Raw genomic sequence first — 19,649 nt, forward strand, 5'->3', positions numbered from 1 at the left:
GCTCGGCTCGGCTCGGCTCGGCTCGGCTCGGCTCGGCTCGGCTCGGCTCGGCTCGGCTCGGCTCGGCGGATGATGTGCGATTCACGCGCCAATTCAACCGAGCGTTGCGAAACCTGCGTTGCGGCAGCGGCGGCCGACGCCGATCGAGTCGGATCGAGTCGGGTCGGGTCGGGTCGGGTCGAGTCGAAACGACCGCCGCGCGGCGCCCCAGACGCGACGAAAAAGCGCCGCCGCGAGCGGCCCGACATCGCCCTACCCCCGCTGCTCGCGCGGGTAGACCGAGCCGCCGCCGCGCGGCGAGCAGCGGCGAGCAGCGCCAAGTAGCGGCGCGCCGCCTTCGCCTTCGAATCAGGCCGCCTTCGCGTGCGCGGCGAGAAACCGCTTCAGAATGCCCGACGAATACGTGCCGGCGATATCGGTCAGGAACGTCGTGAACGACGCGCTCGCGTGATCGTCGGCGGTGTCGGAAATCGTCCGGACGATCGCGCACGGCACGCCGTACTCGTGGCATACCTGCGCGAGGGCCGCGCCTTCCATCTCCACGGCCAGGGCGTCCGGCAGCGCGTCGCGCAACGCGGTCACTTCGCGCTCGCTCGACACGAAGCGGTCGCCGCTGACGATGAGCCCCTCGCGCACGCGCGCGCCGCGCAGCCGGAAGCGCGCGTTCAGCGCTCCGCCCTCGTCCTCGACGAAGCGCGCGCACGCGGCCTTCAACTGCGACGCGAGCGCGGCGTCCGCGGAAAAGCGCGTGCGCCCGAGCAGCGGCACCTCGAAGCGCGGAAAGAGCGGCGACGCGTCGAGATCGTGCTGCAACAGCGCATCCGCGACGACGACGTCGCCGACGCTCACGTCGCTCGCGACGCCGCCCGCGACGCCCGTGAACACGACCGCGCGCACGTCGAAGCGATGAATGAGCGCGCTCGCCGTCGCGGCGGCCGCGACCTTGCCGATCCGCGCGAGCGTGACGACGCATCGCACGCCGTACGCGACGCCGGCGTGGTAATCGCGCTGGCCGAGCGTGACCGTGTCGACAGGCCCCTCGTCGCGCATCGCGGCGACGAGGTCGCCCAGCTCCTCGGGCAGCGCGGCGAGAATGCCGAGCGGCCGGCTCGAAAACGTCTGCTGATTCATTCGACCGCCTGCAGTTTCGCGACCGCGAGCGCGAGCCACTTCTCGCCGTGCCGCTTGAATTTGACTTGCGCCTTCGCGTCGGTGCCGCTGCCTTCGAGCGCCGTCACGGTGCCTTCGCCGAATTTCGTGTGGAACACCTGCTGACCGATCCGCAAGCCGTTCTCGGCCTCGCGCTGCTGGTTCGCGAACGCGGGCAGCGGCGCGGACACCGCCGCGTCGACGACGCTCTCTCGCGCGCCCCCGCCCGGCCGCCCGAACCAGTCGCGCCCCCAGCCGGCGTTGTCCGATCGGCCGCCCCAGCGGGCGCCCGCCTCGACCTTCGGCGTAAGCCACTTGAGCACGTGCTGCGGCAGCTCGTCGAAGAAGCGCGAGCGGATGTTGTAGCGGGTCTGGCCGTGCAGCATCCGGCTCTGCGCGAACGACAGGTAGAGGCGCTCCTTCGCGCGCGTGATCGCGACGTACATCAGCCGGCGCTCTTCCTCGAGGCCGTCGGATTCGATCGCGCTGTTTTCGTGCGGGAAAAGCCCCTCTTCGAGCCCGGTGATGAACACCGCGGTGAACTCGAGCCCCTTCGCCGCGTGAACCGTCATCAGTTGCACCGCGTCCTGGCCCGCCTGCGCCTGATTGTCGCCCGCCTCGAGCGACGCGTGCGACAGAAAGCCCGCGAGCGGCGTCATCGCATCGGGGTTCTGCGCGGGATCGGCGAGATTCGCGGGCGCGAGCACCGCGTCGGACGGATCGGCGTCGCCCGCGGCGAGCTCGGGCGCCGCGCTCGCGCGGGCGTGCAGCGGAATCGAGCGGGCGGGCGTGTCGAGCCCGTAGCCTTCCTCGGAGACGAACGCGGTGGCCGCGTTCACCAGTTCCTGCAAGTTCTCGAGGCGATCCTGCCCTTCGCGCTCGCCTTGATAGAAATCGGCGAGGCCGCTCGCGCGAACGACGTACTCGACCGTCTCGGGCAGGCTCATCTGCGCCGTTTCGGCGCGCATCTTCGCGATCAGGTTCGCGAACGCGGAAAGGCTCGAGCCCGCCTTGCCCGCCACGTACGGGATCGCGGCCGCCATCGCGCAGTCGTACAGGCGCGCGGCGTCGGCGAGCTGCTCGATCGAGCGCGCGCCGATCCCGCGCGTCGGGAAATTGACGACGCGCGCGAACGCGGTGTCGTCGTTCGGATTGTCGATGAGCCGCAGATACGCGAGCGCGTGCTTCACTTCCTGGCGCTCGAAGAAGCGCAGGCCGCCGTACACGCGATACGGGATGCCCGCCGTCATCAGCGTGTGCTCGATCGAGCGCGACTGCGCGTTGCTCCGGTACAGCACCGCGACCTCGCTGCGCGCGAGCCCCGAGTTCACGAGCGAGCGGATCTCCTCGACGATCCACGCCGCTTCCTGCGCGTCGGTGGCCGCTTCGTAGACGCGCACCGGCTCGCCGTGGCCCGCGTCGGTGCGCAGGTTCTTGCCGAGCCGGTGCGCGTTGTTCGCGATCAGATGGTTCGCCGCGTCGAGGATGTTGCCGTGCGACCGGTAGTTCTGCTCGAGCTTGATCAGGTTGCGCACGCGGAACTCGTTCTCGAAGTCGCGCATGTTGCCGACGTTCGCGCCGCGGAACGCGTAGATCGACTGGTCGTCGTCGCCGACCGCGAAGATCGCGTTGTGGCCGCCCGCGAGGAGCTTGAGCCACGCGTACTGCAGCTTGTTCGTGTCCTGGAACTCGTCGACGAGGATGTGCTTGAAGCGCGCCTGATAATGCGCGCGCAACGGCGGGTTGTGCGCGAGCAGCTCGTAGCAGCGCAAGAGCAGCTCGGGGAAATCGACGACGCCCTCGCGCTGGCACTGCTGCTCGTACGCCTGATACAGCTCGACGAACTTGCGGTTGAAGTGGTCGGTCGCGTCGACCTTGTCCGGGCGCAGCCCCTGCTCCTTCGCGTTGTTGATGAAGTACTGGACGTTCTTCGGCGGATACTTCTCGTCGTCGACGTTCGCCGCCTTCATCAGCCGCTTGATCGCGGACAACTGGTCGGCGGTATCAAGGATCTGGAAAGTCTGCGGCAGACCGGCGTCGCGCCAGTGCGTGCGCAGCATCCGGTTGCAAAGGCCGTGGAACGTGCCGATCCACATGCCGCGCGTGTCGATCGGCATCATCGCGGACAGGCGCGCCATCATCTCGCGCGCGGCCTTGTTCGTGAACGTGACGGCGAGCACGGTGGGCGGCGACGCATAGCCCTGCTGGATCAGCCACGCGATCCGCGTGATGAGCACGCGGGTCTTGCCGCTGCCCGCCCCGGCGAGGATCAGCGCCGGCTCGTTGGGCAGCGTAACGGCGGCGAGTTGTTCGGGGTTCAGGTTCGCGAGCAGATCGGGCATGGAGAAAAAGCGGTCGAGCGGGTGGACGCGGGCCCGACATTATAAATCGCGCGCGGCCCGCGCCGCCCGGCGGATGCGCATCCATTTATAATTGATGGTTTCCGCATCAATCACCCCATCTTTCGGCGAATTTCCTACCATGAGCGACACCACGCTTGCGAAGAGTTTCGAGCCCCACACCATCGAATCCCAATGGGGGCCGGAATGGGAAAAGCGCGGCTATGCCACCCCTGCGCTCGACCCGAGCCGGCCTGATTTCTCGATCCAGTTGCCGCCGCCCAACGTGACGGGCACGCTGCACATGGGCCACGCGTTCAATCAGACGATCATGGACGGGCTCGTGCGCTACCACCGGATGCTCGGCCACAACACGCTGTGGGTGCCCGGCACCGACCATGCCGGCATCGCGACGCAGATCGTCGTCGAGCGCCAGCTCGACGCACAAGGCGTGTCGCGCCACGATCTCGGCCGCGAGAAGTTCGTCGAGCGCGTATGGGAATGGAAGGAGCAATCCGGCTCGACGATCACGCGGCAGGTTCGCCGGATCGGCGCGTCGCCCGACTGGTCGCGCGAATACTTCACGATGAACGACAAGATGTCCGACGTCGTGCGCGAAGTGTTCGTGCGCCTCTACGAACAAGGTCTCATCTATCGCGGCAAGCGCCTCGTCAACTGGGACCCCGTGCTGCTCACCGCCGTGTCCGATCTCGAAGTCGCGAGCGAAGAGGAAAACGGCCATCTGTGGCACATCCGGTACCCGCTCGCGCACGGCTCGGGCCACCTGACCGTCGCGACGACGCGCCCCGAGACGATGCTCGGCGACGTCGCGGTGATGGTCCATCCGGAAGACGAGCGCTACCGGCACCTGATCGGCCAGCACGTGAAGCTGCCGCTTTGCGGGCGCGAGATTCCGATCATCGCCGACGACTACGTCGACCGCGAATTCGGCACGGGCGTCGTGAAAGTCACGCCCGCGCACGACTTCAACGACTACCAGGTCGGCCTGCGCCACAAGCTCGAGCCGATCGAGATCCTCACGCTCGACGCGAAGATCAACGACAACGCGCCCGCGCCCTACCGCGGCCTCGACCGCTTCGACGCGCGCCGCGCGATCGTCGACGAGCTCGACGCGCAAGGCCTGCTCGAATCGGTGAAGCCGCACAAGCTGATGGTGCCGCGCGGCGACCGCACGGGCGTCGTGATCGAGCCGATGCTCACCGATCAGTGGTTCGTCGCGATGACCAAGCCCGCGCCGGAAGGCACGTTCCATCCGGGCAAGTCGATCACCGAGGTGTCGCTCGACGTCGTGCGCGGCGGCCAGATCAAGTTCGTGCCGGAGAACTGGACGAGCACCTACTACCAGTGGCTCGAGAACATCCAGGACTGGTGCATCTCGCGCCAGCTGTGGTGGGGCCATCAGATTCCCGCGTGGTACGGCGAGAACGGCGAGATCTTCGTCGCGCGCAGCGAGGACGACGCGCGCGCGCAGGCCGCCGCGAAGGGCTACACGGGCGCGCTCGAGCGCGACGCCGACGTGCTCGACACGTGGTTCTCGTCGGCGCTCGTGCCGTTCTCGTCGCTCGGCTGGCCGAACGACACGCCGGAACTGCAGCACTTCCTGCCGTCGTCGGTGCTCGTGACGGGCTTCGACATCATCTTCTTCTGGGTCGCCCGGATGGTGATGATGACGACGCACTTCACCGGCAAGGTGCCGTTCGACACGGTGTACGTGCACGGCCTCGTGCGCGACGCCGAGGGCCAGAAGATGTCGAAGAGCAAGGGCAACACGCTCGACCCGATCGACATCGTCGACGGCATCGCGCTCGACGCGCTCGTCGCGAAACGCACGACGGGCCTGATGAATCCGAAGCAGGCCGCCACGATCGAGAAAAAGACGCGCAAGGAATTCCCGGAAGGCATCCCCGCGTTCGGCGCCGACGCGCTGCGCTTCACGATGGCGTCGATGGCGACGCTCGGGCGCAACGTGAACTTCGATCTCGCGCGCTGCGAAGGCTATCGCAACTTCTGCAACAAGCTATGGAACGCGACGCGCTTCGTGCTGATGAACTGCGAAGGCCACGACTGCGGCTTCGACAAGCCGCAAACCTGCGGCGCGGGCGACTGCGGCCCGGGCGGCTATCTCGACTTCTCCGCGGCCGACCGCTGGATCGTATCGCTGCTGCAGCGCGTCGAGGCGGACATCGCGAAGGGCTTCGCCGACTACCGCTTCGACAACATCGCGAACGCGATCTACAAGTTCGTCTGGGACGAGTACTGCGACTGGTATCTCGAGCTCGCGAAGGTGCAGATCCAGAACGGCACGCCCGAGCAGCAGCGCGCGACGCGCCGCACGCTTTTGCGCGTGCTCGAGACGGTGCTGCGTCTCGCGCACCCGATCATCCCGTTCATCACCGAGGCGCTTTGGCAGAAGGTCGCGCCGCTCGCCGGCCGCCATCCGGCGGGCACCGCGCCAGGCGAAGCGTCGCTGATGGTGCAGGCGTATCCGATCGCCGAGCCGAAGAAGCTCGACGAGGCGGCCGAACAGTGGGCGGCCGAACTGAAGGCGGTGGTCGATGCATGTCGTAATCTGCGTGGCGAGATGAACTTGTCTCCGGCCACCAAAGTGCCGCTCCTCGCGGCCGGCGACGCCGCGCAGTTGCAGGCGTTCGCACCGTACGTGCAGGCGCTCGCGCGCCTGTCCGAAGTGCGCGTGCTCGCAAGCGAAGCGGCGCTCGACGCGGACGCGCACGGCGCGCCGATCGCGATCGTCGGCGACAACAAGCTGGTGCTGAAGGTCGAGATCGACATCGCGGCGGAACGCGAGCGCCTGTCGAAGGAGATCGCGCGCCTGGAAGGCGAAGTCGTGAAGTGCAACGCGAAGCTCGGCAACGAGGCGTTCGTCGCGAAAGCGCCGCCCGCAGTGGTCGAACAGGAGCAAAAGCGGCTCGCGGAGTTTCAGAATACGTTGACGAAACTCGGCGCGCAGCTCGCCCGGCTGCCGGCGTAACAATCCGTAAGGAATCTTGCGTTCACTATAATGCTGCAATCACCATTCGATTCGACCGAATCGATACGAGGAGCAAGGGTTCAATCATGTTGAAAGTCACCAAGGCGGTCTTCCCGGTCGCGGGCCTGGGCACGCGGTTCCTGCCCGCTACCAAGGCGAGCCCGAAGGAAATGCTGCCCGTCGTCGACAAACCGTTGATCCAGTACGCGGTGGAAGAAGCGATTGCAGCGGGCATCACCGAGATGATCTTCGTGACGGGCCGCAGCAAGCGCGCAATCGAGGACCATTTCGACAAGTCGTATGAGATCGAAGCGGAGCTCGAGGCGCGCGGCAAGGAAAAGCTGCTCGACCTCGTGCGCAACATCAAGCCGAGCCACGTCGATTGCTTCTACGTGCGCCAGCCCGAAGCGCTCGGCCTCGGCCACGCGGTGCTGTGCGCGGAGAAGCTCGTCGCGGACAACCCGTTCGCGGTGATCCTCGCCGACGACTTGCTCGACGGCGAGCCGCCCGTGATGAAGCAGATGGTCGACGTGTTCGACCACTATCACAGCTCGGTGATCGGCGTCGAGGAGATCCCGCCCGAGGACACAAAGTCCTACGGGATCGTCGACGGCAAGGAATGGGAAGACTCGATCATCAAGATGTCGGCGATCGTCGAGAAGCCCGCGCCCGAAGTCGCGCCGTCCAATCTCGGCGTCGTCGGCCGCTACGTGCTGAAGCCGCGGATCTTCGATCATCTGCGCGCGCTCAAGCCCGGCGCGGGCGGCGAGCTGCAGCTGACGGACGCGATCCAGGCGCTTCTCGCGGACGAACAGGTGCTCGCGTACAAGTATCGCGGCACCCGCTTCGATTGCGGCAGCAAGCTCGGCTATCTGAAGGCGACGGTCGAGTTCGCGCTCCGTCACCCCGAGGTGAAGACCGAGTTCGAAGCCTATCTGCGCTCGCGCAGCGAAACCCGGCAGCCGTAACCCCGGTCAGGCACGGCGGGCGGCCACGTGCGCCGTCGCCGCGCTTCACGCGCCGCGCGCCCCGCTGCCGCTCAGTTCGAGCGGGCGGGCTTCACCGATACGACGCCGGGAAGCGCGCTCGCGTCGGCCTTCTTCGTTTCCACGAGCCACCCATTTCCGTCCGCAAACGGCACGCGCGCAAGCGCGCTGCGCACGAGCACGGGCGCCGCCTGCAGCGCATCGGGGCGACGGTCCTGCACGGCCGCCGACACGCGATACGCGTCGCGGCCGCTACTGCGCTCGACGAAGCGCAGCGTCAGCACGTGCCGGTAGACCGTGCCCGCGAACGGCAGCCCGAACGGCGCGGGCCCGTCGACCGCGACGCACGCCGGCTGCTGCGCGCCGCCGCAGCCCGGCATCGTCAGCGCGACGGACGCCGGCTGCGTCGCATAGGCGATCGACACGCGGTAGCGCGCCTGCGCGTCGGCCGCTTCGTCGAAGCCGCGCTGCGCGAGCTCGCGGCGCACGAGCGCCTCCACTTGCCCGTAGTCGGCGTTGTCGGCCTGCGCGGCCGTGCGCGCGAAATCGTAGGTCCGCGCGCCCGCGAGCGCATCGGGTGCGCCCGATGCGCTGACGCCCGTCGTCACCGACGCGCATCCGGACAACAACGCCACCGCCAGCGCCGCCCCCGCCCACAAGATTTTCATAGCTTCTCCCATATCGCTGTTCGCCCCCGTCCTAGCCATTCGCTCGTGCGCGGGCCCCACCCGCGCCGGACGATCGAATCCTGCCGGCGTCACGCTGACGGCTCGTCGAGCGTCGGCAGCGACACCGTGATCGCCGTGCCCACGCCCAGCGTGCTGTCCACGCCGACGCAGCCGCCATGGCGCACGACCACGGTCTTGACGAACGCCATCCCGAGCCCGGACCCGGCGACTTCCGGCCGCTCGTTCGTGTGAAACCGCTTGAAGCGCTCGAACAGATGCCGCTGATCCTCCGGCGAAATGCCGTAGCCCTGATCGCGGATCGTGCAATGCATGCGCTTCGTGCCCGGCTCGACCGATAGCGTACACGTGATCACCGTGTCCGTCGGGCTGTATTTAACCGCATTGTTCAACAGATTCACGAGCGCGCGGGTCATCAGCGAGCGGTCGGCGCCGATCCAGCACGGCTCGTCGCCAAGCGACGTGTCGATGCGAATCCGCTTCGCCTGCGCCTGCGGCCACACTTCGTCGCTCGCGTCGATCAGCAGATCGGCGAAGCTCACCGCCTCGAGCTGATACGTCTGCGACTCCGCGCGCGCGAGCTGCACGAACTCGTCGGCGAGCATCAGCGCGCGCTGCGCGTAGCGCTCGATCCGCCCGAGCAGCCCGCGCGTGTGCTCGGATTCGGCCCGCTGCCGCTCGATCTCGACGAGCGCGAGGATCGACGACTGCGGCGAGCGCATGTCGTGCGACAGCAGATGCAGCGCCTCCTCGCGCTGCCGCTCGGCCGCGTGCAGCGCGGTCACGTCGACGAGGCTCGCGATCCAGCCCGTCACGCTGCCCTGCGCGTTCGTGCACGGCGCGTAGCGTAACAGATGATCGAGGCCGCTCAGGTCGCGAACTTCGATGCCGCGCTCCATCACGTCGTTCGCGTAGTCGCGCGTCGGATCGAGCGCGGCGGGCCAGTGCGCGCGAAGCTCGACGTCCTGCTCGGCGTTGCCGTCGACCGTCTTCGTGAACGACAGCTCGCCGAACGCGGCGCGCAGCGGCCGCCCTTCCGGCGCCGGCGCGTTCAGGCGCGCGCAGTAGCGCTTCGCCGCGTGGTTCGCGATCAGCACCGTGCCCGCGAGATCGGTGACGACGACGGGCTCCGGCATGCTGTCGAGGCTGTCCCAGACGAAGCGCTTCATGTCCTGCACGCGCTGCGCGGCCTGCGCCATCAGCGCCATCTGCCGCTCGAGCACGTCGCCGCCGAATTCGCTGCCCTCGCGCGGCGCCTCGGGCAGCAGGTGCGGCTCGTCGGCGAGCCGCTGCAGTTCGTAGCGCAGGTACGACATCGTCATCTCGAGGCGCCGCCAGTTCCAGATCGGGTAGGCCGCGATCAGCCCGAAGATCGCCGGCGCGGGCGACAGCCACAGCCGCGCCTCGTAGAGGAGCGCCGCGCTCGACGCGACCGCGAGCGCGGCAAGGCTCAGCGTGAGCAGCAGCGAGCGCCACGGCGACAGCATCAGGAAGCCGGCCAGCAGCACGACGAGCGGCAGCAGCGACGCGCTGAACACGAGCCAGCCGGAAACGGGCGAGATCGCGCGCCCCGTCATCAGCGTGTCGAGCACGTTCGCATGGATGTAGACGCCGGGCAGCGGACCGAACTCGCCCGAGATCGGCGTCGCGAAGCGGTCGTAGAGCCCCGACGCGGTCGCGCCGACGATCACGATCTTGCCGCGCAACTGCTCGGGATTCACGCGGCCCGCGAGCACGTCGACGAACGAGATCGCCGGATAGTTCTGCGACGCGCGGCTGAACGGAATGAAATAGCGCGCCTCGCCGCTGTCGTCCTGCGCGATGTCGTGCGCGCGCCGCGCGACGGACACGGGCTGCGCGAGCTTCAGCTGGCCGCTCTCGAGCGCGTGGAACACGGGCACCATCAGCTGCGGCCAGCGGTGCCGGCCGTCGCTCTCGAACAGCGCGACGCTGCGCACGATGCCGTCCGGGTCGACTTCGAGATTGATGTGGCCCGCGCCCGCGACGTGCTCCGCGAGCACCGGCACGGGCAGATTGACGGTGCGCGTGCCGTCGCTCTCCTCGGAACTCAGCAGCACCGGCAGGAACGTCGGCGCGAGGTCGAGCGACTTCGCGAGCGCCTTGTCGTCGGCGGAAGGCTCGGTAAACAGCACGTCGTAGACGACGGCCGCGGGATGCATCTTCGCGAGCGCGCCGAGGAACTCCGCATGCACGCTGCGCTGCCACGGCCAGCGGCCGAGCGTGTCGAGGCTGCGATTGTCGATCTCGACGATCGCGATGTTCGACTCGATCGGCACCTTGCGCAGCGTCAGCAAGCGGTCGTAGATGATCCGGTCGACGCTCGCCGTCATCCGGCCCGCGACGCCCCCGAGGATCACCGCGACCCCGAGGCAGCCGATCGCGATCCACTCGACGAGAAAGCGGCGGCCGAGCAGCCGCCGCCGTTGCGTGCGGTCGAATCTCATCCGCCGCCCATCAACGCGCGATCGTGAACGCGTTGACCGCGCTGGCCTTCTCGTAGAAACGGCCGCCTTCGTAGCGCTCCGCGATCACGGTCCAGTAGTAGTCGCCCGGCTTCAGGTTCGATACGACGATGCGCCCGCCCTGCGCGTCGACCTGGTCGACGATCGGGTTGCTCAGGTCCTTCGATCCCGACAGCACGAAGCGAAAGCGCGTCGGGCCGGCGGCCGGGCCGCCTTCCGTCGTCGACCAGCGGAACGCGTAGCCGCCGTCGGCGGGCGCCGCCGACGCATCGACGCCGAAGCGCCGCCGCTCGAACGCGTAGATGCGCGGCTGGCCTTCGAGGCCGTGCGAATCGATCGCCGAGATCCGGACGAAATAGGTGCCGTCCGGCACGTCCGCGAAAGCGGCGTGCGGCGTGTTCGCGCGCACTTCCTTGAAGAGATCGTACAGGCCCGCGTCGCGCGCGATCTGCACATGGTAGTTCTGCGCGCCGTCGAGCGGCACGAGATCGAACGCCACCCGCGGGTCGTCCTGGACCTTCGCCGGATTGACGAGCTGCGGCGCGCCGAGCAGCTCGATCGGGCTGCCGACGACGCCGCTCGCGCTCGTCACGTTGCCGAAGTTCGCGTGGACGAGCGTGTCGGTCGCGCGCTTCGCGCTCGGCGCGACGCCGACCGTGCCGTCGAGCACTTCGACCGTCGTCGACGCGCGGCCGTCCTTGTCGTAATTCACGCGAAAGCGGGTGCCGCGCACGCCGGCGACGACCGACGGCGAGCGGATCTGGAAGCGGTCGTCCTTCTTCTTCAGATGGGTGACTTCGCTGTCGACCGAGCCGCGGCGCAGATCGATCACGCGCTCGAGCGTGCCCGTCAGCACCGTGCGGCGCAGCGTCGCGAGGTCGATCTGGCTGTCGGGCGGCAGGCTCAGGTGGGTGCCGTCCGTGAGCTCGAGCGTGACGAATGCGTTCGCGCCCGTGCGCAGGCGATCGCCTTCCGTCAGCGTCGTGTCGACGGCGACGGGCGAGAACTGCGTCGAGCCGCGCCCCGCGCTCTCGACCGGCCCGTGCGCGGCGATCACGCGCGCCGACAGCCGCTCCTTGCGCAGCCGCGCTGCGGGCAGCTTCAACGCGATGCCCGGTTGCAGGTGCTTCGGCACCGGCACGTCGTTCAGTTGCGCGACGAGCGGCCAGTCGTCCGAGCCCTGCAGATAGCGGGCCGCGACGTCGTACAGCGTGTCGCCGTTGCGCGTCGTGTAGTCGACGGTCTGCCCGGACGGATTCTTCGTCTTCGACGGCTGCGCGGCGGCGTGCTGCGCCGCGAGAGCCGCTGCCGCGGCGCAGCACGCCGTCAGCACGTACTTCGTCACGATCCCGCTGGCACTCACTCGGCATCCCCCTGCATCACGCGCTCGAGGCGATAGCCGTAGCCGTAGATCGGCGCGAGGCGATAGCCGTTCTCCGGGCGCAGACCGAGCTTCGTGCGCAGCATCGAGATGTGCGTGTCCATCGTGCGCGACGGAATGTCGGTGGCCTGCTTCCATACGAGATCGAGAATGTGCGCGCGCGACAGCGGCCGGTCGAGGTGCTGGAACAACAGCAGCGCGAGCTCGAACTCCTTCTGCGTGAGGCTCACCGGCTTGTCGCCGACGTATGCCTGCTTCAGGTTCGCGTCGAACTTGTAGTTGTCGAACTCGCGGATCGACGACTCGGCGTTGACGGGATACGCGCGGCGCAGCAGCGAACCGATCCGCGCGCGCAGGATCGGACCGGACACGGGCTTCACGACGTAGTCGTCGGCGCCCGCGTTCAGGATCTGCGTGATGCCCGCCTCGTCGTCGCGGCTCGTCATGAAGATGATCGGCAGGCGATGCTCGACCTGGTTCGCCCGCACCCACTTCAATACTTCCTCGCCGGACATGTCCGGCACGTTCCAGTCGAGCACCAGCAAATCGAACGTCTCGCGCTGCAGCCGCTTCTTCAGCGCCTTGCCTTCCTTGAACGCATAGCACGTATGGCCTGCGGCCGTCAGCGTCTGACTGACAAAATCCGTCTGGGCCTGATCGTCATCCAGTACAGCAATTCTCATAGCACCCCGCAAAACGAAATCCATTCGGGCTCCCACGCCTGCCGGGCGGCGATGGGCAGGCCTGCACGAGCCCCCGATTCGCATCACTCGCCATTATCGGCCGAATGGTGAAGGTTGTCCGGCGCGCCTGCGCGTACCGGTATTCTATGTGATCGATGGCCCCATATCTCAAAAACGGGGCACGCCTGATCGGCGTTTTCATGATGGTAGTATGAAAACGGCCGGAGAAATGTGCGTATCGCCGCGTAATTATGTCAACGGCGACCGGATCGCACGCCGCGCCGCCGGCTTTGTGCCCGGCGGGCGCGGTGGTGAAAACGCCCGTCAGACCGGATCGGTCTCGAGAGCGTCACGTGCGACCGCGCGCGGCACGTGTTGCAATGCGTCATGCAGACTCGCCCGCACGTGCTCCCAGGCGGCGCCCGCGTAGTCCGGCTGACCGGCTGCCCACGCTTGCGCGAGGTCGAACACGCGCTCGACGGTCGCCGCGCAGCGTGTCAGGTCCGGCTGCGGACCGCCGAGCGCTTCGCGCATCCATTCGGCGAGCCACGGCATCTCGGCCGCGCTCGAATCCGCGTACGCTTCCAGCGCCGCGCGCGCGTGGCGGTCATGCTCGGGATCGAGCTCGACGCGCTGGATCGGCCGCCCCCGCTCGCGTGCCCTGCCGTTCGGCTCGAACGGTATCCGAATCGTTCCCGATCTGAACAGCATGACCTCCCCCTGTTTGCCGCAACGACACGCACGGGGCATGTCCTTCGCGATGCGTCCCGGCCGCGGCCGCCGTATCGCACGGCACGATTCCGCAGACGAGACTCGACAGCGCAGTATAGGCACCGCGCGGCGAAACTTGGTTTAAGGATTGTTAGACGGATGCGCCGCCCGAGGCCCGCCGGCGGCCGCCAGCCGCGCTCGCTCGGCCGGCGCGCGACGACATGCGACGACATGCGACGACGTGCGACGACGTGCGACGACATGCGACGAAGCGCGAAGAAAAATGCCGCGCCGGGCACGCCCGCGCGGCATCGGAACGACATGGCGTCGCGGCCGCGCGCGTCAGCGGCGGCGCATCAGGAAAACGAACGTCTTGTCCTGCGTCGTCGACGATTCGACGATCTCGTTGCCCGTCTGTTTCGCGAACGCGGCGAAGTCGCGCTGCGAGCCGGGATCGGTGGCGAGCACCTTCAGAATTTGGCCGCTTTCCATATCGGCGAGCGCTTTCTTCGCGCGCAGGATCGGCAGCGGGCAATTGAGCCCGCGCGCGTCCACTTCCTTGTGAATGAGCATCGGCTTTCGACCTTCGAATGGCGCGCCGTCGCGGCGCTGTCGGAACGACAGATTCTACCGCATGCGCCCCCGTCCGCATCCGCGCGCGAGCGAACGAGCGAACGACTATGCGCGCGGCGCACGGCGGCGGCGCGCGCGCCGGGCTACAGCTCGATCGCCCGCCCGGTCTGCAGCGACTCGCGCAACGCATGGCCGATTCGCGTCGCCTCGAGCGCATCCGCGAGCGTCGCGCCGCCCGAGCCGCCCTCGCCCCGCACCGCGGCGACGAACGCCTGCGCCTCGATCAGGAACGCTTCTTCGAAACGGTCGAAGAATGTCGGCGTGCAGGTGTTGCGGATGCCCGCCGCGTCGTAGATCTCGACGCGGTTCGCGCGCGGGTTGCGGCCGATCGCGAGCGCGCCCGCCGTGCCGATCACCTCCGAATGCGTGTCGTTGCCGTGCGCCATCGTGCGCGACGCGTAGAACATCGCGAGCCGGCCGCCTTCGAACTCGCAGATCGCCACGCCGTTGTCGACGTCGCCGCACGCGCGCAGCCCCTCGTGCAGCGCCACCGCGCCCGCCGCGTACGCGCGCGTCGCGCGCGGCGCGCCGAGCAGCCACCGCGCGACGTCGATGTCGTGCACCGTGCAGTCGAGGAAGATGCCGCCCGAGGTCGGCGCGAAGCGCACGAAGAAGCCTTCCGGATCGTTCCGGTCGCAGGTCTGCGAGCGCACGAGGAACGGCCGGCCGATCGCGCCCGCCGCGACGCGCGCGTACGCGTCGCGATAGCTCGGATCGAAGCGGCGCATGAAGCCGATCGTCGCGACGAGATGCGGCCGCGCGCGCGCCTCGGCGAGCACCCGTTCGCACTCGGCGAGATCGAGCGACAGCGGCTTCTCGCAGAACACGTGCTTGCCCGCGGCGAGCGCCGCGACGATCTGGTCCGCGTGCAACGCCGACGGCGTGACGAGCCACAGCGCATCGAGCCCCGGATCGGCCGCGAGCGCGTCGAAATCCTCGTAGACGCGCGGCACGCCGAGCGCGTCGCGCGCCCACGCGCATTCGTCGGCGATAGGGCTGCACGCGGCCGCGAGCTCAGCGCCCGCGACGCGGCGCGCGAGGTTCTCCGCATGGCGCCGGCCGAGCCGGCCGAGCCCCGCGATGCCGATGCGCACGCGCGCGGCGCTGCGGCTGACTGTCATCGCGCCGCTCCTTCAGGCCGCCGTTTCGCCGAGCTTCACGGCGCGCCCTTCGCGCCACGACAGCGTCGCCGCCTCGGCGAGCTCGAGCGCCTTCACGCCGTCGGCGACCGTCGTGCGCACGGGCTCGCCGTTCGTCACCGCCGCGAAGAAATGCTCGATCTCGCGCGCGTACGCGGCGCGGTAGCGTTCGAGGAAGAACGCCTCGGGCAGATCGGTCGACACCGCCTTCGCCGAATAGCCCGTCACCTCGGTCGGCCGCAGGTTGCCCGCCTGCAGCATCCCGTCGCTGCCGAGCACCTCGAAGCGCTGGTCGTAGCCGTACGCGGCGCGGCGCGACGTGTTGATCTGGCAAAGCCGGCCGCGCTTCGTGCGGATCGTGACCGCGGTCGAATCGATGTCGCCCGCGTCGGCGATCGCCGGATCGGTCAGGCAGCTGCCCGTCGCGTGCAGCGTGTCGGCGTCGTCGCCCAAGATCCAGCGGAAGATGTCGAAATCGTGGATCAGCATGTCCTTGAAGATCCCGCCCGAGCGCCTGATGTAATCGACGCCCGGCGCGCCCGGATCGCGGCTCGTCACGACGAGCATCTCCGGCGTGCCGATCTCGCCCGCGTCGATGCGGCGCTTCGCCGCCTCGAAGGTCGGATCGAAGCGGCGCTGGAAGCCGATCATGCAGACGACGTTCGCGTGCGCGACGGCCGCCTCGCACGCGCGCGCCCGCGCGAGCGTCAGGTCCACGGGCTTCTCGCAGAACACGTGCTTGCCCGCGCGCGCGGAGCCCGCGATCAGGTCGGCGTGCGTGTCGGTGCTCGAGCAGATCACCGTTGCGCCGACCGACGCGTCGCCAAGCGCGCCGTCGACGTCGGCAACCCGCGCGCCGTGCTGCGCGGCGAGCGCGGCCGCCGCGTCGCGGTTCACGTCGACCACGTACTTCAGGCGCACGCCGGGCCGGCGCGCGAGATTGCCCGCGTGGATGCGGCCGATCCGCCCCGCGCCGAACACGGCGACGTCGATCGTCGGCGCTGCGATCGTCCGTGCTGCATTAGTCATCGTATCCTCCAGTGTCCTTGACTTCCTCGACGTTCAATTCCAGCCGGTACGCGAGCGCGATGAAAAGCGCCTGGCACAGGCAGATCGTGCTTGTCAGCGAGCGGAACGCGAACGCGCTGCCCTCCTTCACGAGCAAATGGGCGCTCGCGTCGCGCGCGAGCGGCGACAGGCGGCTGTCGGTGATGACGAGCGTCTGCGCATGGTTGTGGCGCGCGGCGCGCAGGCAGTACTGCGTTTCCTTGCCGTACGGCGCGAAGCTGATCGCGATCACGACGTCGCCCTTCTTCACGCTGCGGATCTGCTCGCGGTACATGCCGCCGAGGCCGGACACGAGGTGCACGCGCTTGGCCGTGTGCTGCAGCGCATACACGATGTAGCTCGCGACCGGGAACGACCGGCGCACGCCGACCACGTAAATGTTCTCGGCGCGCTCGAGCATCGTGACGGCCGCGTCGAACTGGTCGTCGTCGAGGCCCGCCGCGAGCTCGTCGAGCCCCGCGCGCGACGCGTCGATGAACTGCCGCGCGACCGCGCCGCCCGTCATCGGGCCCGCCTTGCCGTCGATCAGGTTGCGGATTCGCTGCTGGTAGCTCTGCACGCTCGGGTTCTGGCCCGTGTACGCGTCCTTGAACACGGCCTGCAGATCGGAGAAGCCGGAGAAGCCGAAGCGCTGCGCGAAGCGCACGACGGCGGACGGATGCACGCCGCAGCGCTCGGCGATGTCGCCCGTGCGATCCATCATCACGCTCGAGCGGTGCTCGTCGATATACGAGGCGATGCTCTTCAGCTGGCGCGGCAGCGCGTCGTACGCGTCGGCGATCCGCTGCAGGAGCTCGTCGACGGCGGGCGTCTCCGGTTGTGTCGTGTCGTCCATGTCCGTTCCGGCCGGCGGGCGCTGCTCCGCGCCGCGCATCGCGCGCGGCGCGACAGGCAGCCGGCGCCTTGTCTTGTCGTGAACCGAGTATAGGCACTTCGGATGCAAAATGGAACAAATTTTCCATCAAGCAAATTAATAAACTTTTCTTTGCAATCGGCCGCGAGTTGACCTAACCTTGCTCGTGAACGCGGCCCGAGCGGCGTTCGCCCGATAACGACACACAGAGAAAGGTGGAGACATGAGACTTTGCACCGGCAAGGCCGTCCTGCGCGCGTGCGTCGCCGCGATCGCCGTCGCGGCGGGCGCGCTCGCCGCGGCCCCGGCCGCCCACGCGGCGGACGCCCGGTTCGTGCTGATCAGCCACGCGCCGGATTCCGATTCGTGGTGGAACACGATCAAGAACGCGATCAAGCAGGCGGACGAGGACTTCAACGTCACGACCGACTACCGCAATCCGCCGAACGGCGACATCGCCGACATGGCGCGCCTGGTCGAACAATCGGCCGCGCGCGACTACGACGGCGTGATCACGACGATCGCCGACTACGACGTGCTGAAGAACTCGATCAAGAAGGTCGCCGCGAAGAAGATCCCGCTCGTGACGATCAACTCCGGCACCGAGGAGCAGAGCGCGCAACTGGGCGCGATCATGCACGTCGGCCAGCCCGAGTACGTCGCGGGCCGCGCGGCGGGCGAAAAGGCGAAGGCCGCGGGCGTGAAGCGCTTCGTCTGCGTGAACCACATCGCGACCAACAGCGTGTCGTTCGACCGCTGCCGCGGCTTCGCGGACGCGATCGGCGCCGACTACAAGCGCTCGACGATCGACTCCGGCCAGGACCCGACCGAAATCCAGTCGAAGGTGAGCGCCTATCTGCGCAACCATCCGGACACGCAGGCGATCCTCACGCTCGGCCCGGTGCCCGCCGCGGCGACGCTGAAGGCGGTCCAGCAGATGGGCCTCGCGAACAAGCTGTTCTTCGCGACGTTCGATTTCTCCGACGACATCGCGAAGGCGATCCAGAGCGGCGCGATCAAGTTCGCGATCGACCAGCAGCCGTACCTGCAGGGCTACATCCCGGTCGCCGTGCTCGCGATCGCCAAGCAGAACAAGACGGCCGATCCCGCGAAGATCCGCCAGATCCTCGAGGCGAACCCGAAGTTCCAGGCGCGGCTTTCGACTTACGGGCTGCAGCCGTCGTACGGGCCGAAGAACATCCGCTCGGGCCCGGGCTTCATCACGAAGGAAAACATCGACAAGGTGCTCAAGTACGCGGGCCAGTACCGCTAACGTCCATCGCATCGAGTCGTACGACGCGCGGCGCTCGCCCGCGCGCTTTACCGGCGAAGCGGGGCCGAACGCGCCGAGCGCCGGGCATCAAGGAGACATCATGGGTGTAGTCGGCAAGCACATGTCAGCGCATGCACACGAGAAGCCGCAGCCGGGCGCCGCGTCCGACGAGCGGCTGCGCGGCGAGGCGTGGTTCCAGCGCTTTCTCAATCGCCCCGAGTTCGCCGCGATTTCCGGCGCCGCGCTCGTGTTCGCGGTGTTCGCGTTCGGCGCGGGCGGCTCCGGGATGTTCAATCTCGACGGCATCATGAACTGGTCGCAGGTCGCGGCCTACCTCGGCATTCTCGCCGTCGGCGCGTGCCTGCTGATGGTCGCGGGCGAGTTCGACCTGTCGATCGGCTCGATGATCGGCTTCGCCGGGATGATGGTCGCGATTCCGACCGTCTACTTCCACTGGCCGATCTGGCTCGCGGTGCTGTTCGCGTTCGCGGGCTCGATGGCGCTCGGCGCGCTGAACGGCTATCTCGTGATGCGCACGAAGCTGCCTTCGTTCATCGTCACGCTCGCGTTCCTGTTCATCCTGCGCGGCTTGACGCTCGCGCTCTCGATCATGTTCGCCGACCGCACGATCGTCTCGGGCCTCGGCGACTACGCGCATGCGGACCCCGTCGTGCACCTGATGTTCCAGGGCGTCGCGTTCCACGACCTGTTCCGCTGGCTCGCGCACGCAGGCGTCGGCCAGGTGCTCGACAACGGCGAGCCGCTCGTGCCCGGCGTGCCGAAGGTGCTGCTGTGGTGGTTCGCCGTCACCGCGATCGGCGCGTTCGTGCTCGCGAAGACGCGCTACGGCAACTGGATACTCGCGTCGGGCGGCGACGCGCACGCGGCGAAGAACGTCGGCGTGCCGGTGCGCCGCGTGAAGATCTCGCTGTTCGTGCTCACCGCGTTCTGCGCGTGCCTGTTCGCGGTGCTGCAGGTGGCCGACATCGGTTCGGCCGCGGCCGACCGCGGGCTGCAGAAGGAGTTCGAGGCGATCATCGCCGCGGTGATCGGCGGCACGCTGCTCACGGGCGGCTACGGATCGGTGATCGGCGCGGCGTTCGGCGCGCTCATCTTCGGCGTCGTGCAGATCGGCATCACCTACACGAACATCAGCTCGGACTGGTTCCGCGTGTTCCTCGGCGTGATGCTGCTCGTCGCCGTGCTGTTCAACCACTACGTGCGCCGCCGCGTGTCGCAATCGTAACGGAGTTCA

At 68.3% G+C, this 19,649-nt stretch carries 15 protein-coding genes; 4 read left to right on the top strand and 11 right to left on the bottom strand.

Annotation, left to right across the window (positions count from 1 at the left end):
- Window positions 1–348: 348 nt before the first annotated feature.
- Both X946_RS20460 and X946_RS20465 read right to left on the bottom strand, forming a co-directional pair.
- Window positions 349–1,131, bottom strand: coding sequence for a 5'-methylthioadenosine/adenosylhomocysteine nucleosidase (locus tag X946_RS20460; RefSeq protein WP_038751287.1), 783 nt, complete (start codon window positions 1,129–1,131; stop codon window positions 349–351).
- Complete coding sequence (locus X946_RS20465; RefSeq protein ID WP_038751289.1) at window positions 1,128–3,491, bottom strand: UvrD-helicase domain-containing protein; 2,364 nt, start codon at window positions 3,489–3,491, stop codon at window positions 1,128–1,130. Before X946_RS20465 ends, X946_RS20460 begins: the two co-directional genes overlap by 4 nt.
- Window positions 3,492–3,630: 139 nt before the next feature.
- Here X946_RS20465 and X946_RS20470 point away from each other — a divergent pair, with 139 nt between their 5' ends.
- The gene (locus X946_RS20470; protein ID WP_038751291.1) at window positions 3,631–6,498 is read left to right on the top strand and encodes a valine--tRNA ligase; all 2,868 of its coding nucleotides are present in this window, start codon (window positions 3,631–3,633) and stop codon (window positions 6,496–6,498) included.
- An 86-nt stretch (window positions 6,499–6,584) separates the two neighbouring features.
- Window positions 6,585–7,466, top strand: coding sequence for a UTP--glucose-1-phosphate uridylyltransferase GalU (galU, locus tag X946_RS20475; protein WP_038751293.1), 882 nt, complete (start codon window positions 6,585–6,587; stop codon window positions 7,464–7,466).
- Between the two features lie 71 nt (window positions 7,467–7,537).
- On the opposite strand, the gene X946_RS20480 is transcribed toward galU, so the two are convergent.
- The 9 genes from X946_RS20480 to X946_RS20520 form a co-directional block, all read right to left on the bottom strand.
- Window positions 7,538–8,152, bottom strand: coding sequence for a DUF4136 domain-containing protein (locus tag X946_RS20480; protein WP_038751295.1), 615 nt, complete (start codon window positions 8,150–8,152; stop codon window positions 7,538–7,540).
- Window positions 8,153–8,241: 89 nt separating this feature from the next.
- Window positions 8,242–10,635 (bottom strand): CHASE2 domain-containing protein, encoded by a 2,394-nt coding sequence (locus tag X946_RS20485; protein ID WP_038751297.1) that lies wholly within the window; start codon window positions 10,633–10,635, stop codon window positions 8,242–8,244.
- A 10-nt stretch (window positions 10,636–10,645) separates the two neighbouring features.
- Window positions 10,646–12,016 carry a FecR domain-containing protein gene (locus tag X946_RS20490; protein ID WP_038751298.1) on the bottom strand — a complete coding sequence of 457 codons (1,371 nt, stop codon included), beginning with the start codon at window positions 12,014–12,016 and terminating at the stop codon, window positions 10,646–10,648.
- Window positions 12,013–12,717 (bottom strand): response regulator transcription factor, encoded by a 705-nt coding sequence (locus X946_RS20495; RefSeq protein WP_004193573.1) that lies wholly within the window; start codon window positions 12,715–12,717, stop codon window positions 12,013–12,015. The genes X946_RS20490 and X946_RS20495 overlap by 4 nt, the downstream gene beginning before the upstream one ends.
- A gap of 324 nt (window positions 12,718–13,041) precedes the next feature.
- Entirely contained in the window at window positions 13,042–13,428 is a 387-nt protein-coding gene (locus X946_RS20500) for a hypothetical protein (protein WP_038751300.1), read from the bottom strand.
- A gap of 342 nt (window positions 13,429–13,770) precedes the next feature.
- On the bottom strand, window positions 13,771–14,001 hold the full coding sequence (locus X946_RS20505; protein WP_004193727.1) for a sulfurtransferase TusA family protein: 231 nt from the start codon (window positions 13,999–14,001) through the stop codon (window positions 13,771–13,773).
- A 143-nt stretch (window positions 14,002–14,144) separates the two neighbouring features.
- Complete coding sequence (locus X946_RS20510) at window positions 14,145–15,182, bottom strand: Gfo/Idh/MocA family oxidoreductase (RefSeq protein WP_038751302.1); 1,038 nt, start codon at window positions 15,180–15,182, stop codon at window positions 14,145–14,147.
- A gap of 12 nt (window positions 15,183–15,194) precedes the next feature.
- A complete protein-coding gene (gene iolG, locus X946_RS20515) occupies window positions 15,195–16,229 on the bottom strand; it encodes an inositol 2-dehydrogenase (protein WP_038751304.1) in 1,035 nt (344 codons plus the stop codon).
- Entirely contained in the window at window positions 16,222–17,103 is an 882-nt protein-coding gene (locus X946_RS20520; RefSeq protein WP_038751425.1) for a MurR/RpiR family transcriptional regulator, read from the bottom strand. The genes iolG and X946_RS20520 overlap by 8 nt, the downstream gene beginning before the upstream one ends.
- A gap of 241 nt (window positions 17,104–17,344) precedes the next feature.
- Here X946_RS20520 and X946_RS20525 point away from each other — a divergent pair, with 241 nt between their 5' ends.
- Together X946_RS20525 and X946_RS20530 are read left to right on the top strand one after the other, a co-directional pair.
- A complete protein-coding gene (locus X946_RS20525) occupies window positions 17,345–18,394 on the top strand; it encodes a sugar ABC transporter substrate-binding protein (RefSeq protein ID WP_038751306.1) in 1,050 nt (349 codons plus the stop codon).
- 100 nt (window positions 18,395–18,494) lie between these two features.
- Entirely contained in the window at window positions 18,495–19,640 is a 1,146-nt protein-coding gene (locus X946_RS20530) for an ABC transporter permease (protein WP_038751308.1), read from the top strand.
- Window positions 19,641–19,649 lie beyond the last annotated feature (9 nt).

Origin of the sequence: Burkholderia sp. ABCPW 111, from assembly GCF_000773065.1 — a bacterium.
GTDB classification, from domain to species: Bacteria; Pseudomonadota; Gammaproteobacteria; order Burkholderiales; family Burkholderiaceae; genus Burkholderia; species Burkholderia savannae.